This is a genomic window from Mycolicibacterium tokaiense (genome assembly GCF_010725885.1).
Lineage (GTDB): Bacteria > Actinomycetota > Actinomycetes > Mycobacteriales > Mycobacteriaceae > Mycobacterium > Mycobacterium tokaiense.
Genome location: NZ_AP022600.1, coordinates 3,220,369 through 3,233,330, shown reverse-complemented (window position 1 = coordinate 3,233,330; position 12,962 = coordinate 3,220,369). Strand labels below are relative to the sequence as shown.

At 68.3% G+C, this 12,962-nt stretch carries 15 protein-coding genes; 7 read left to right on the top strand and 8 right to left on the bottom strand.

Going from position 1 to position 12,962, the window contains the following annotated elements; translation table 11 throughout:
- Positions 1-19 precede the first annotated feature (19 nt).
- The 3 genes from G6N58_RS15820 to G6N58_RS15810 all read left to right on the top strand — a co-directional run bounded on the left by G6N58_RS15820 (position 20) and on the right by G6N58_RS15810 (position 2,087).
- Positions 20-364, top strand: coding sequence for an Atu4866 domain-containing protein (locus G6N58_RS15820; protein ID WP_115278067.1), 345 nt, complete (start codon positions 20-22; stop codon positions 362-364).
- A 95-nt stretch (positions 365-459) separates the two neighbouring features.
- Positions 460-909 (top strand): RrF2 family transcriptional regulator, encoded by a 450-nt coding sequence (locus tag G6N58_RS15815; protein ID WP_115278068.1) that lies wholly within the window; start codon positions 460-462, stop codon positions 907-909.
- Positions 906-2,087, top strand: a complete 1,182-nt coding sequence (locus G6N58_RS15810; RefSeq protein ID WP_115278069.1) for a globin domain-containing protein — start codon at positions 906-908, stop codon at positions 2,085-2,087. The genes G6N58_RS15815 and G6N58_RS15810 overlap by 4 nt, the downstream gene beginning before the upstream one ends.
- 4 nt (positions 2,088-2,091) lie before the next feature.
- Here the strand turns inward: G6N58_RS15810 and G6N58_RS15805 are convergent, their stop codons facing one another.
- The gene (locus tag G6N58_RS15805) at positions 2,092-3,171 is read right to left on the bottom strand and encodes an ABC transporter ATP-binding protein (RefSeq protein ID WP_068915558.1); all 1,080 of its coding nucleotides are present in this window, start codon (positions 3,169-3,171) and stop codon (positions 2,092-2,094) included.
- 123 nt (positions 3,172-3,294) lie between these two features.
- Positions 3,295-4,422, bottom strand: a complete 1,128-nt coding sequence (locus G6N58_RS15800) for a helix-turn-helix transcriptional regulator (RefSeq protein ID WP_115278070.1) — start codon at positions 4,420-4,422, stop codon at positions 3,295-3,297.
- A gap of 189 nt (positions 4,423-4,611) precedes the next feature.
- On the opposite strand from G6N58_RS15800, the gene G6N58_RS15795 reads away from it, so the two are divergent.
- The 3 genes from G6N58_RS15795 (at position 4,612) to G6N58_RS15785 (ending at position 6,916) form a co-directional block, all read left to right on the top strand.
- Positions 4,612-6,102 (top strand): PE-PPE domain-containing protein, encoded by a 1,491-nt coding sequence (locus G6N58_RS15795; protein ID WP_115278071.1) that lies wholly within the window; start codon positions 4,612-4,614, stop codon positions 6,100-6,102.
- A gap of 62 nt (positions 6,103-6,164) precedes the next feature.
- Positions 6,165-6,389, top strand: coding sequence for a hypothetical protein (locus G6N58_RS15790; RefSeq protein ID WP_083230588.1), 225 nt, complete (start codon positions 6,165-6,167; stop codon positions 6,387-6,389).
- Complete coding sequence (locus tag G6N58_RS15785) at positions 6,383-6,916, top strand: hypothetical protein (RefSeq protein WP_115278072.1); 534 nt, start codon at positions 6,383-6,385, stop codon at positions 6,914-6,916. The genes G6N58_RS15790 and G6N58_RS15785 overlap by 7 nt, the downstream gene beginning before the upstream one ends.
- On the opposite strand, the gene G6N58_RS15780 is transcribed toward G6N58_RS15785, so the two are convergent.
- The 3 genes from G6N58_RS15780 to rplJ form a co-directional block, all read right to left on the bottom strand.
- Positions 6,917-8,083, bottom strand: a complete 1,167-nt coding sequence (locus G6N58_RS15780) for an alpha/beta hydrolase family protein (RefSeq protein WP_115278073.1) — start codon at positions 8,081-8,083, stop codon at positions 6,917-6,919.
- Positions 8,084-8,159: 76 nt separating this feature from the next.
- Positions 8,160-8,549 (bottom strand): 50S ribosomal protein L7/L12, encoded by a 390-nt coding sequence (gene rplL, locus G6N58_RS15775; RefSeq protein WP_068915553.1) that lies wholly within the window; start codon positions 8,547-8,549, stop codon positions 8,160-8,162.
- 43 nt (positions 8,550-8,592) lie between these two features.
- Entirely contained in the window at positions 8,593-9,186 is a 594-nt protein-coding gene (gene rplJ / locus G6N58_RS15770) for a 50S ribosomal protein L10 (protein ID WP_115278074.1), read from the bottom strand.
- 393 nt (positions 9,187-9,579) lie between these two features.
- On the opposite strand from rplJ, the gene G6N58_RS15765 reads away from it, so the two are divergent.
- Positions 9,580-10,443: a type IV toxin-antitoxin system AbiEi family antitoxin gene (locus G6N58_RS15765; RefSeq protein WP_115278076.1), complete on the top strand. Its 864-nt coding sequence runs from the start codon at positions 9,580-9,582 to the stop codon at positions 10,441-10,443.
- Between the two features lie 28 nt (positions 10,444-10,471).
- Here G6N58_RS15765 and G6N58_RS15760 read toward each other — a convergent pair whose 3' ends face one another.
- The 3 genes from G6N58_RS15760 to G6N58_RS15750 form a co-directional block, all read right to left on the bottom strand.
- Positions 10,472-11,377 carry an ROK family protein gene (locus G6N58_RS15760; RefSeq protein ID WP_115278077.1) on the bottom strand — a complete coding sequence of 302 codons (906 nt, stop codon included), beginning with the start codon at positions 11,375-11,377 and terminating at the stop codon, positions 10,472-10,474.
- The gene (locus G6N58_RS15755; RefSeq protein WP_115278078.1) at positions 11,374-11,958 is read right to left on the bottom strand and encodes a DUF7158 domain-containing protein; all 585 of its coding nucleotides are present in this window, start codon (positions 11,956-11,958) and stop codon (positions 11,374-11,376) included. The genes G6N58_RS15760 and G6N58_RS15755 overlap by 4 nt, the downstream gene beginning before the upstream one ends.
- A gap of 222 nt (positions 11,959-12,180) precedes the next feature.
- Positions 12,181-12,948 (bottom strand): endonuclease/exonuclease/phosphatase family protein, encoded by a 768-nt coding sequence (locus tag G6N58_RS15750; protein ID WP_115278079.1) that lies wholly within the window; start codon positions 12,946-12,948, stop codon positions 12,181-12,183.
- Positions 12,949-12,962: the final 14 nt, after the last annotated feature.

Here is a 12,962-nt window from a genome sequence, read left to right as displayed (position 1 = left end):
GCGGATACCGTCGGGCGGTATGAGCAAAGTCATGCTGATGCTGCTGACGATGGTCACCCTGGCCGCGTGCGCGCCTGCCGGACAAGCGGATTCAGCGGCGGAGCATCCCTACATCGGGATGTGGGTCACCGCCGACGGTCACATCCGCCAGGAACTGCGCGCCGACGGCCGCTACGACGAGGCCCGCGGCAGCCGCCAGAGTGCCTACACCGGTTCCTACACCGTGTCGGGCAACCAGATCGACTATGTCGACGACACCGGGTTCACCGCGGACGGGACCTTCGACGGCGACGTCCTGCACCACGGCGGGTACCTGTTCTATCGCGAGGGCAGTCCCGCGCACCGTGAAGCCGTCGGCCAATAGCGATTTCCCTGGTCTAAAAACCGCACGTCGCGGGGTGTTTGAACCCACAACCTAAAAAGTCGCATCGCGCATGCGCAATTAGTAGCGTCAGCACCATGCAGCTGACCCGCTTCACCGACCTGGGCTTGCGGGCGATGATGCTGCTGGCAGCTGGAGACGCCGACGATCAGCGGGTGACCACCCGTCAGATCGCCGCGAGCGCAGGGGCCTCGGAGAACCACATCGCCAAGGCCATCTCCCGGCTGGTGGAACTCGGACTGGTCCAGGCCCGCCGCGGGCGCATCGGTGGCCTGTCGCTGACCGACACCGGCAAAGAGGTGTCGATCGGATGGCTGGTGCGCGAGCTCGAGGGTGACCGTGAGGTCATCGAGTGCGGCGGCCAGTCACCGTGTCCGCTGATCGCGGGCTGTCGACTGCGCCGCGCCCTGGCCGACGCCAAGGCCGCGTTCTACGCCGAACTCGACCGCTACACCGTCGCAGACCTGGCGCGCAGCCCGGCGCTCCAGCTGATCTCACTCACCCCGTTGGAGAGGACCGACCGATGACCGCACCCGCCACACAGGTGGAGCTCACCCGAGAGAACGCTGAGATCATCTCGGCCACACTGCCTTTGGTAGGTGCGCACATCGACCGCATCACCACCTGCTTCTACCAGCGTCTCTTCGACGCCCACCCGGAGCTGCTGCGCAACCTGTTCAACCGGGGCAATCAGGCCCAGGGTGCCCAGCAGCGGGCGCTGGCCGCCTCGATTGCCACCTTTGCCGCGCATCTCGCCGACCCCGACCTGCCCCACCCCGCTGACCTCCTGTCCCGGATCGGCCACCGGCATGCGTCGCTGGGCGTCACCGCCGATCAATATCCGATCGTGCAGGAGCACCTCTTCGCGGCAATCGTCGAGGTGCTCGGATCGGACACCGTGACCGCCGACGTGGCCGCTGCCTGGGACCAGGTGTACTGGATCATTGCCGACACCCTCATCGCACTCGAGCGTGACCTCTACGCCGACGCGGGCGTCGACACCGGCGATGTGTACCGGCGGGCGCGGGTGCTGGCCCGGACCGACGACCCCTCGGGGGCCGTGCTGATCACCGTCGCCGGACGCGGGGAAACCCAACCGGGACAGTATGTTTCAGTGGGCGTGACCCTGCCCGACGGCGCCCGCCAGTTGCGTCAGTACAGCCTTGTCAATGCGCCGCAGGGCAACCTGACCTTCGCGGTCAAACCGTCCGGCGAGGTGTCGGACTGGATCGCCGCCCACGTTCACGTCGGCGACCTGCTCGATGTGACCGTCCCGTTCGGGGATCTTCCGCTGCCCCCGCCGGATGCGCCGGTGGCACTGGTGTCGGCCGGCATCGGTGTCACACCGATGATCAGCCTGCTGGAGCACTTGGCTGCCGCCGGCACGCAGTCCCGGGTACACGTGCTGCACGCCGACCGCAGCGACGTCACGCATCCGCTGCGGGAACGCCAGCGTGAACTGGTCGATCGACTGCCCGCCGCCACCCTGGAGCTGTGGTACCAGGACAGCCAGTCAGACCGACCGGGCGTCCACGCCGGTCTGATGAGCCTCGACGAGGTGTCGCTGAGCCCGGACACACACATCTACCTGTGCGGCAGCGACGGGTTCGTCCGCGCGGTGCGTGACCAGGTGACCCGCCTCGGCGTGGCCGCAGCGCAGGTGCACTGCGAGCTGTTCTCGCCGAACGACTGGTTGCTCGGCTGAGCCGTCAGGCCTGACCCTGCGCGGGGATGGCTCCCGTCGGGGCATCGTCGTCGTAGGCCTGCTGGCGGGTGGTGGCTTCACTCGACTGGTGCGCCGACGCATTCTGGGTGCCGTCGAGGTCTTCGCGGATGGCCTCCTGGGCAGCCGGCGGCAGGGTGTGCAGGATCTCGCGCACCCGGGCCTGCCGGCGGCCGACAGCCTGGCGTTCCGGCATACCGGGCGTCGCCATGACCTGCGGGGGCACCCCGACAATCTCTTCGACCCCGCCGTCATGGTGACCGGCGTCGACCAGGGCCTGCTCCTCGGCCATCGTCGACTCGTCCTTCTCCTCGGACATGCCGATGGGGCCGATGCGGCGGCCGTTGAGGAACTGCCTGACCACGGGCTCATCCGAGGTCAGCAGCACCTCGCGCGGACCGAACATCACCAGGTGCTTGCGGAACAGCATGCCGATGTTGTCCGGCACGGTGCGGGCGATGTTGATGTTGTGCGTGACGATCAGGATGGTGCAGTCGATCTGGGCGTTGATGTCGATCAGCAGCTGAGACAGGTAGGCGGTACGCACCGGGTCCAGACCGGAGTCGGGCTCGTCGCAGAGGATGATCTTCGGGTCCAGCACCAGCGAGCGGGCCAGGCCGGCGCGCTTGCGCATACCGCCGGAGATCTCGCCGGGGAACTTGCCCTCGTCGCCGCCGAGGCCCACCAGTTCCAGCTTCTCCATCACGATCTGACGGATTTCGCTTTCCTTCTTCTTGGTGTGCTCGCGCAGCGGGAACGCGGTGTTGTCGAAGATGTTCATCGACCCGAACAGGGCGCCGTCCTGGAACATGACGCCGAACAGGGTGCGGATCTCGTAGAGCTCCTTGGCGGAGCAGTCGATGATGTTGGTGCCGTCGACGATGATCTTGCCGCGCTCCGGGCGCAGCAGCCCGATCAGCGACTTCAGGAACACCGACTTACCGGTGCCGGAGGGGCCCAGCAGCACGCTGACCTCGCCCGGCGGCAAATCAAAGGTGACGTCTTCCCAGATTCGCTGGGATCCGAAGGACTTGGTCAGCCCCTCGACCTGGATACCAATACCCACGCGACATCCCTCCAACTCACCGGCCTGTGGTTTGAGTCACTGTAGCGCACGCCTCCGCAAAGGACTGCCGTTGTTGTCACTCCCTTATTGACGTCCGCGGCAAAGCGCCGCCAACCCACCGCGTCACGGCAGCCCGCTGGGCACACTGGCAACCACGTAGGCAAGGCCCGCCTGGGTGGTCACGCCCACCTTGCGAAAGCACGCAGCGGTGTGTTTCTTCACGGTCTCCAGCGAAACATGAAGCTGCTCCGCTACTTTCACCCTGCCGACGCCGGTTGCGAGTACCACGGCCACCCGCGCCTCGGCGGTGGTGAGCCCGTAGAGCTCCGACAGGGCGGCGGCCTTGGCGCGTTGCACCGTCTCCGGATCCACCACGGTCACCAGCGCCACGGCCTGCGCGTCCGGGTCCAGCGCGGGCAGCATGTGGTTCTGCGGCAGCGGCGTGAGCAGCACCCGCAACGGTGCTCGGGGCGGGCGGTTGATCGTCACCGCCAGCGGACCGCTGCAGGGGTCTACCCCCGGGTTGACCGCGCGCCGCGCCGCAGCGCGCAGCGCATCATCGTCGGCGGGCGCGTCGGCGTGCAGGTGCCCGTTGCGGTCGACGCCGAGATCCGACTGTTCCCGCAGCAGCGCCTCGGCGGCTCTGTTCATGCCGACCACCCGGCACGTGGTCGACAACAACAGCACCGGCCCCGGGGACCGGTGCAGCATCTCGTCGAGCCGCAGATCCAGCATGCGCGACCGGTCCACCTGTTGGGACAGCCATACCGCCCGTTGCAGATGCGTTCTCAAGTCGCGGAGGCGGTGTGCAGCCTCCGCGCTGTGCGTGGTGTCGGCGAAACAGAACGCCAACCCGCCCACACTCGTGGGCCCGGTGAAGCCCGGCAGGCTGAGGTAGGCCATTTCCTGGATGTTGGAGGCCACCAGCACATCGGTGTACCAGGGCAGGTGGCGACCTTCGCGGAGGTCATACAAGTCGCTCAGGACCGCGACCTCCCCGATGGGCACCACCTCGGCGGCCCGGGTCCACGGGTTGTCGGTGTACCGCTCGAGGTACAGGGCCGAGATCTCCGGACAGAGGCGGCCCACCACACAACTGCTTGCGGATGCCTCCGTGGCGTTGCGGACCAGCATCCCGCCGTGTGCCCCCACGTGATCCGACAGCAGCGTGATGATGGCCGGCCACCGGTCGGGGTCGGCCGCGGCGCTGTAGAGCGCGTCCAGAAGGTCGAGTTCACCGCCTGCGCTCATGGCGCCCCCCGTCGCAGATGCCTGCATGTTTTGCGGGCGGACTTCACCCATATGGGTTAGTTACACACCCGACAATTATTTGTACCGTGCTTGACGGGCGGTACGCAGCACGAGTTTCCCATCTCGGGGTATTCCGCCGATTCTGTGACCGGATTTGCTGGGGGTGACGTGCGGGAAACTCTGAGAGTAGTGGCCGGTGTGGTCGCGGCGGCGGTGGTTGCCGCGACGCCGGTCGCCCTGCCGGTGGGCGCCGACGCCGCAACGGTGGTGTTCGTCCCTCCCACCGGCATGCCGGTACCGCTGCCGGACTCGATGGTCAACGCCCAGAACTACTACCTCGGTGGTACCGCGTGCGAGGGCGCCGGCACCTGTGACGTGGTGGGTATCAGCTACCCGGCTTCCTTCTGGCCATTGTCCTTCCTGCCCCGCTGGTGTGCTGTGGACTGCCAGAAGTGGGATGTCTCGGTCCAGGGCGGCATGACGGAGTTGGCGCTGGCGATGGGTGCGGCGCTGGCCGGCACCGACGACGAGGTGGTCCTCTACGGCCATTCGCAGGGCTCCGCGGTGATCTCGAATACCCTTGCCGCGCTGGCCTCGACGCTGAGCGACGACGACAAGGCTCGGCTACAGGTGGTCCTCAGCGGGAACATCGACAACCCCGCAGGCGGATTGTGGTCGCGGCTGGGCTTCCTCGGTCAGATCCCGTTTCTCGACGTCACCACCGGGCTGCCGACTCCCACCGACACCGGCATCACGTTCACCTCGATCATCATGGAATACGACGGCGTGGGAGATGCACCGAAGTACTGGGGCAACCCGCTGGCCGTGCTGAACGCCATCGCGGGCTTCATGTATCTGCACGGTTCTACGCTGTCCCCCGACAAATACAGTCCGTCGCTCCCCTGTCAGGTGCCGAATTGCCAGACTCCGGGCTACTACCCCTCGGTGCAGGAGTACCTGGACGCGGTGTATGACCCCGCCAACGGCAGGCAGGACGAGTACGGCAACACCTACATCGTGGTGCCCAGCCCGACCCTGCCGATCGTCATGCCGCTGCTGGAGCTGGCGTCTAGAACCAACACCACCGCCCTGGTCCGGCCGTTCGTCGATCTCATCTCGCCGGTGCTGCGGGTGCTGATCGACCTCGGCTATGACCGCACCGAGGACCCCGGCGTCTACGCACCGCTGTCGATCCTGCCGTTCAGTCTGCGCACCAACCCGCTGGCGGTGCTCGACGACCTCGTTCAGGCTGTGGAACAAGGCATCCACGACGCCGTACATGGACCTGATGTCCCGGAGCAGACCACGAAAACGGTTGCCGTCGACACCCTTTCCGATACTGGCGAGGACGCGCCGGATCCGGCGCTCGTCGAGGCGGACGTCATCCAGGACGACGTTGTTGAGGACGACGTTGTTGAGGACGACGTTATTGAGGACGACGTTGTCCAGGACGAGACACCTGCCGCCGACGAGGAGTCCACGGACACCGAAGATCCGACGGATGCTCCGGAGGCCACCGACGAGTCCGATGAGACAGGCACCGAAACCGTCGACGACGCTGAGCCCGCCGAAGAGGTCGAGCCGGCTGAAGACGAGGCCCCCGAAACACCGGCAACAACGGAGCCGGACACCGAACCTGCTTCGGACACCGAAACGTCGGCAGACTCTGCCGCCGCATGACCCATCTGTCGAGGAAAGTGAGAACATCGATGCACCTTCACCAGCCAGGCACGCTGCGCCGTATGGCGGTCGCAGGCGTGGTGGCCGCGGGGCTCCTGAGCTTCGCACCCACCGCGCAGGCAGCGCAGGTCAACCCGAACGTCGGCAGTGTGCCCGCACCCGCGCCGGTCACAGGTCCGGAGTCGATCCAGCCGCTGGACTGCAGCGGCACCACCGGCGTCCGCGGCTGCGGCGGCGGATGGCACTGGCGTGACGGCTGGTACGGCTACGGCTGCTACCCATGCTGACGGCTAGGGCGGCCGCGGTCACCGCGACGGTCGCGGCGGCGCTGATCGCAGCAGCCGGGTCGGCCGCCGCGCAGCCACCCGACTACGCCGGACTGGCGGTGGATCCGAACATCATCTCCGATTCCACGGCGTACGTCGCTGCACCTCCGGTGCTGAACCCCGGCGGGCAGCCCGGTGTGGAGCGCACTTTCGCGCACCGCGACGACTCGAGACGGATCATCGACACCGTGATCGTCTCGACCGATCCGATGGCCGCATCCGGCGCGATGCAGAGCATGCAGGCCGACCTGCCGGCCCTGGTGGCCGCGCCGACCACCGAACCGGTGGAGGTGGGCGAGAACGGCACCGTCTCCTCCGGAATGTCGCCGGACGGTACACAGTCGGTGAGCGTGCTGCTGTTCACCCGCGGCGGCACCGCCACCGAGGTTCAATTCCTGGGCGCAGTCGATGATCCCGTTCCGATGGATCTGGTGGTTCAGTACGGGCAGCAACAGGACCAGGCCATCAGGCAACAGCTGAATCAGTAACTACCGGAACATCTCCGCGAGGAACGGTGTCGAATCCGGCAGCGAGGCAAGCACTGCGCCGCCGTGATCTTCGTCGGGATAGGTGTGCAGCACCACGTCCTGGTGGTTGGCCACCAGCTGGTCGTAGAACGTCAGCGTCGAGCTCGGCGGCACGTCGCGGTCCAGCAGGCCCACCCCGAGGAAGAGGGGCCGGTCGAAGCCGGAGGTGGGGGTGCCCATGAATTCGCGGGCGGCGGCGTCGAATCCGGGTAGCGATGTCACGGGAGCGGTGAAGAACGCGCCGGGCGTCAGATGCGCCAGCTCGTCGGCCAGCGGGCGCGCGCAAACCGTCTCGGCGCGCTGCGCGGCCGCCAGCCCGGCGGGGCTCAGCACCCGGTCCAGGTCCAGGTCGGGGCGCGCCTCGCGCAGCGCGGCGACGATGTAGGCCGTGTAGGCGTTCGCGATCGGCGCCAGGTCGGGCAGCTGCATGTCCGGGCCGGCCTGCACCACCAACCGGTCGATGTTGGCCGGGGTGCCGGTGGCCACCACACCGCGGTAGTCCAGGCCGGTGTCGGCACTGAACTCCGACGCCCAACGGGCACTGCTGACCGCGGCGGCGCCGCCTTGGGACTGCCCGACGATGGCCCACTTCGTCGACAGCGGCAGCCCCATGTCGTGGGCAGCAATCACCGAATCGACGATCCCGTGGGCGGTGGCCACGCTGTTGAGGTAGCTCATCAGACCGGGAGTGCCGAGACCCACGTAGTCGCTGGCGACCACCGCGTAGCCCTGCTCCAGCCAGTGCGAGAGGTACTCGTTGTCCCGTTCGGAGCGGGGTTGCGCCGACGGCGTGCAGTCGTCGCCGAGGCCGACGGTGCCGTGCGCCCACGCGATCACCGGGAAGCCGCCCTCGGGCGCGGGGCCCGGCGGCAGGAACACCGCACCGGTGCTGACTGCCGGCGCGTCATGCTGGTTCACCGTCGAGTAGAGCACCCGATAGGCCGCCCCGGCTCCGGCCACCGACAGCGCCGGGTCCAGCGGTACGGAGGCAATGGTGCTTCCCGCGGGCGGGATCGGGCCGTCGAAGGACGTCGCGTCGAGCCCGGACCACATCGGCGCAGCGGCACCGGCCGTTGCCGGCGGGCAGAGCAGAACGGCAAGGACCACGAGCGCCGATATCCATCGCATGCGGGCAACCTTTCCAGATACGACAAAACCGCCCGGGATCGCGTGGATCCCAGGCGGTTTCGTGTGAAGCGTGGAACTACTTGACGGAGACCGAAGCGCCGGCAGCCTCGAGCTTGCCCTTGGCGTCCTCGGCGGCTTCCTTGCTGACCTTCTCCAGCAGCGGCTTGGGGGCGCTGTCGACCAGGTCCTTGGCTTCCTTGAGGCCCAGGCCGGAGACGATCTCGCGGACGACCTTGATGACGCCGATCTTCTTGTCGCCGGCACCCTCGAGGATGACGTCGAACTCGGACTGCTCTTCAGCAGCCTCGGCGGGGGCGCCACCGGCGGGGCCGGCAGCCGCAACGGCGACGGGGGCGGCGGCGGTGACGTCGAAGGTCTCCTCGAACGCCTTCACGAACTCCGAGAGCTCGAGCAGGGTCAGTTCCTTGAACGCGTCGAGCAGTTCCTCAGTGCTGAGCTTGGCCATGATGGTGGTCCTTTCTAGATTTCTTGACCGGGTGGTGGGATGGTTATTCGGTTGTCTCGGCGGGCGCGTCGTCGGCTGCCGGTGCCTCGTCCGAGGCGGCAGGCGCCGCGGGGGCGCCTTCGGTCTCGACCCGCTTGTCCTGCAGGGCCTGCGCCAGGCGCGCGACCTGCGACAGCGGCGCCTGGAACAGCGCTGCGGCCTGGCTGGTCTTGGCCTTCATGGCGCCGGCCAGCTTGGCCAGCAGGACCTCGCGCGACTCGAGGTCGGCGATGGCCTGGACCTGCTCCACGGACAGCGCGGCGCCGTCCATGTAGCCGCCCTTGATGACCAGCGCCTTGTTCTCCTTGGCGAACGCCTTGAGAGCCTTGGCCGCGTCCACCGGCTCGCCCTGGATGAAGGCGATGGCGGTGGGTCCGGCGAACAGGTCGTCGAGGCCTTCGATTCCCGCTTCGGCCGCGGCACGCTTGACCAGCGTGTTCTTCGCGACCGAGTAGGTGGCCCCCTCGCCCAGCGAACGCCGGAGCTTGGCCAGGTTGGCCACCGTCAGACCGCGGTACTCGGTGACGACGGTGGCAGTCGAGGCCTTGAACTGCTCGGTGATCTCTGCAACGGCGGTGGCCTTGTCAGGCTTGGCCATGCATGCCTCCTCGGTGTGTCTTGACTGCTTACGTGCTGCCACCGGAGCCGGAAACGACGAACGCCCCGGCGCAGGATGCGGCCGGGGCGTGAAAGGCACTCGAGTGCCGTGTTCTAACCTCGTCCTCCTGCGTGGGCCGCCGGGATGTTCCCGGACCTTCAACCGATTGCTCGGTGACCGACGGTCTTCGGTGGATCGTCGACCACTGTAGCGCGGTCCACCCCGATCAGCCAAAACGCGCGCTTTTCTCTGCGGCAGGGTCGCGAAATCGGGCAGATCGCGACCCGGATGCAGAAAAGCAATCCTCTCCACAGAGCTGCCTTCATCCCCAACCCGCCCCGGCAGCGGTTGTCGGGCCCGTGCAAGGTCCGGGCCGGCCGCCACGCTGCGTCCATGGACCCACTGCTCAGCCCCGAATCCCTCGCCTCAGGTGCGATCACCCGCGGTTCGCTGCGGTGGAACTACGCGCGCGTGCAGCCGCGGGTGCACCGCCCGAAAGGAGTCGAACCGACCCTGCTGCTGCGCACCCGCGAGGCCTGGTTGTGGAGCAACCGTCGGGGCATCGTCGCGGGCCGGGCCGCAGCGGCTCTGCACGGCGCCCGATGGGTCGACGATCAGGTGCCCATCGAGCTCATCACCGAGCACACACGCCCACGCCCTGGTGTGATCGTCCACGAAGAGCGCATTGTCGACGACGACGTGTGTCGCATCGGCGACTTCAGCGTCACGACGCCGGAGCGCACCGCTTTCGACCTGGGACGGTATCTGCCGCGCCACAGCGCAGTCGCCCACCTGGATGCGCTGGCCGCAGCTACCGGCGTCGACGCCGACGCGGTGTTGGCCGTCGCCGCTCGTTATCCCCGGGCCCGTCGACTTCGTGCGCTCCGCGCGGCCGCGCCGTTGATGGACGCCGGCGCGCAGTCACCCCGAGAGATCTGGCTGCGGCTGTTGTTGATCGAGGAGGGGTTTCCGCGGCCGCGAACCCAGGTGCGGGTGAGTGACGGGCGCCGGTCGGCCTACCTCGACCTCGGCTGGGAGGAGCCGATGATCGGGATGGACTACGAAGGCGGTCACCACCTCGCGCTGCGGCCGACCTACGTCGACGACATCGGGCGCTACGAGATGATCGACAAACAGGGTTGGATCGACATCCGCGTCGTCGCCGAACACAGCAGAACGTTCATCGTGCGACGCGCGCGCGACGCGTTTGCCCGCCGCGGCATCAGCATTTCTGCGCCACGGTCGCGAAAAGCGTGAATCCACAGCCCTGGCGCAGAAAACAAGCTCACGCCCGCAGCAGCGCCGCCGCCCCGATCAACCCGGCCGAAGCGCCCAGCGTCGCGGGTACCACCTGCATACCGGTCAGGAAATCCAGTCGCGCGTAGCCGGCCAGCGCCTCGCGCAGCGGGTCGAACAGCACGTCACCGGCACCGGCCACCCCGCCGCCGACCACCGCGAGGTCCAGGTCGCAGACCGCGCCCACAGACGCGATCATCGCCGCCACGGCATCGGCTGCCCGCTGAAAAGCCCGCAGCGCCACGCCTTCTCCCCCGCGCGCCGCCTCGGCCAGCTCGCGTGCCCCCGCCGAGGGTGGGGCGTCCCAGCCCAGTTCGTGGGCCCACTGCGCCATCCGCGGTCCGGCGGCGATGGCCTCGACACAGCCGCGGGCACCGCAGGAACACAGCGGCCCTCCGGGTTCGACGACGACGTGCCCGACGTGACCGGCGTTGCCGGTGCGCCCGACGTACGGCTTGCCATCGAGCACCAGGCCCCCGCCGATCCCCGTCGAGATCACCATGCCGAGCATGAACGCCGATCCCCGGCCGGCGCCGCGCCAGTGCTCGCCGAGCGCCATGCACACGCCGTCGCCGGCCATCTGCACCGGCACCCCCGGCAGCGCGGTGGCCACCCGGTCCCGCAGCGGGAACTTCGACCAGGCCGAGATGTTGATGGGGCTGACGGTTCCCGACGGCAGGTCCACCGGTCCGGCCGCCGCGATGCCCACCCCGGCGATGTCGCGATCGGCCACCGCGGAGATCAGCTGCGCCACCACGTTCCACACCGCTTCGGGATCTCCCCCACGAGGGGTGGGCTTGTTCGCAGACCAGGTCAGGGTGCCGTCGGCGTCCACCAGTCCGGCGGCGATCTTGGTGCCGCCGATGTCGAGTGCGAGCGTGGTTGCGGCCGTCATCGTCGTCGGGGGCGGCGGGGATCGCCGACGTGGCGGACGCCGGTCTGCAGCAGCTCGGCGCTGCGGGTCTCGAGCCATTGCCGGAACGCGCGCCGGCGGGCGGTGCCGCGCAGGTGCGCAGCGATGGCGGGCCGCACGGCATCCAGCGACGGGGTTCCGCCGCGCCGGCCGTCGACGCAGGACGCGGCGAAGCGGCGCGGGTTGCGGTCGTGGTAGGCGGCGACCTCCATCTCGCTGACGTCGATGTCCTCGGTGACGAAGGCAAACACGGCGCGGGCCAGCGGATCGGCCAGGGCCGCCGCGGCGATGCTGCCCACCTCGAAGCGGGCGGTGCCGTCGGGCAGGACGTCGGCCAGGGCGGGCGCGTCGTCGGCATACACGCCGAGGCGGACCGCCTCGGACCGCAACACCCGCTCGGTCAGGATCAGGCGCATCAACCACTGCCGCAGCTGACGCCATTGTGGAGTCCCGATCAGCGGTAACGCCGCTCCGGGGGTGCTGGCACGGAACTGGACCTCACGCGCGTCGACGTCTTCGACGGTGACCGAGACGGTCGCCATCTGTTGGATTGGCCGTGCCATGTGTCCAGCTTGTCGGTCGCAGGCGCCGTTGCCACTGCCCGTTCACCGATCGTGCCCAAGAGTTCACTGGGCTGTGACCACCGACGCAGGGCGAGCGTCGGGGGCCTGTGCCACAGTGGAGACATTGTGAAAGCACACTCTCGTGACCTGCTCTCGGTGGGATTCGAAGCCCACCGCAGCGTGCTGCTGTTCAAGTTGCGCTGGCACAACAACAAGCGCGGCCTACGCCTTCGACACCTCCACCACCAGCGGTCGGTGATCGGAGATGGCCAGCTGCGGCGTGGAGACCTCGACACCGCGTAGTGACGGATCGTTGGTCAGGATGTGGTCCAACTGACGGGTGGGCTCTCCGGCGGGAAACGTCGTCGCCGCTGCCAGCGGGCGTAGCCCCGAGGTTCGCCGTGCGGTCGGTGGGGTCATGTTCAGATCACCCATCAGCACGTGCGGGCCGGCGAAACCACGCACGTCGCGCACCAGCCGGCGCAGTTGAGCACGGTTCCAACCGGGCACGAACGACAGATGCGTGTTCGCCACCGTCATCGGTCCAAGCGGGGTTTCCAGACGCGCCACCATGGCCGCGCGCGGTTCCTCTTTGATCGTCAGGACCTTGCGGGGTTCCTGCAGGTACATCGGGAAGCGGAACGGGATCCGCGGCAGTCGCAGCACCTGCCAATTCAGCACCGGAAAGCGCGACAGCAGGGCTATCCCGTAGGCGGCAGAGCCGGGCTGCTCGGTGCCGGTGGCGGCCATCCACGTCGCGCCCGGCGTCCCGGAGATCGCGGCGACAAAGCGGTGGCTCACCGCGCCCATGGCTTCGGCGGCCACCGCCGTGAGGTCCGCCATCGACGACCGCGACTGCGCCAGGTCCACCTCCTGCAGCGCCAACACATCGGCGTCGAGTTCCTTGATGCTCTCGATCAGCCGGTCCAGTCGCACCTCGCCGTCATGCACGCTGCGTCCGTGCAGGATGTTGAATGTGGCCATCCGCATGGGTACCTAGTACC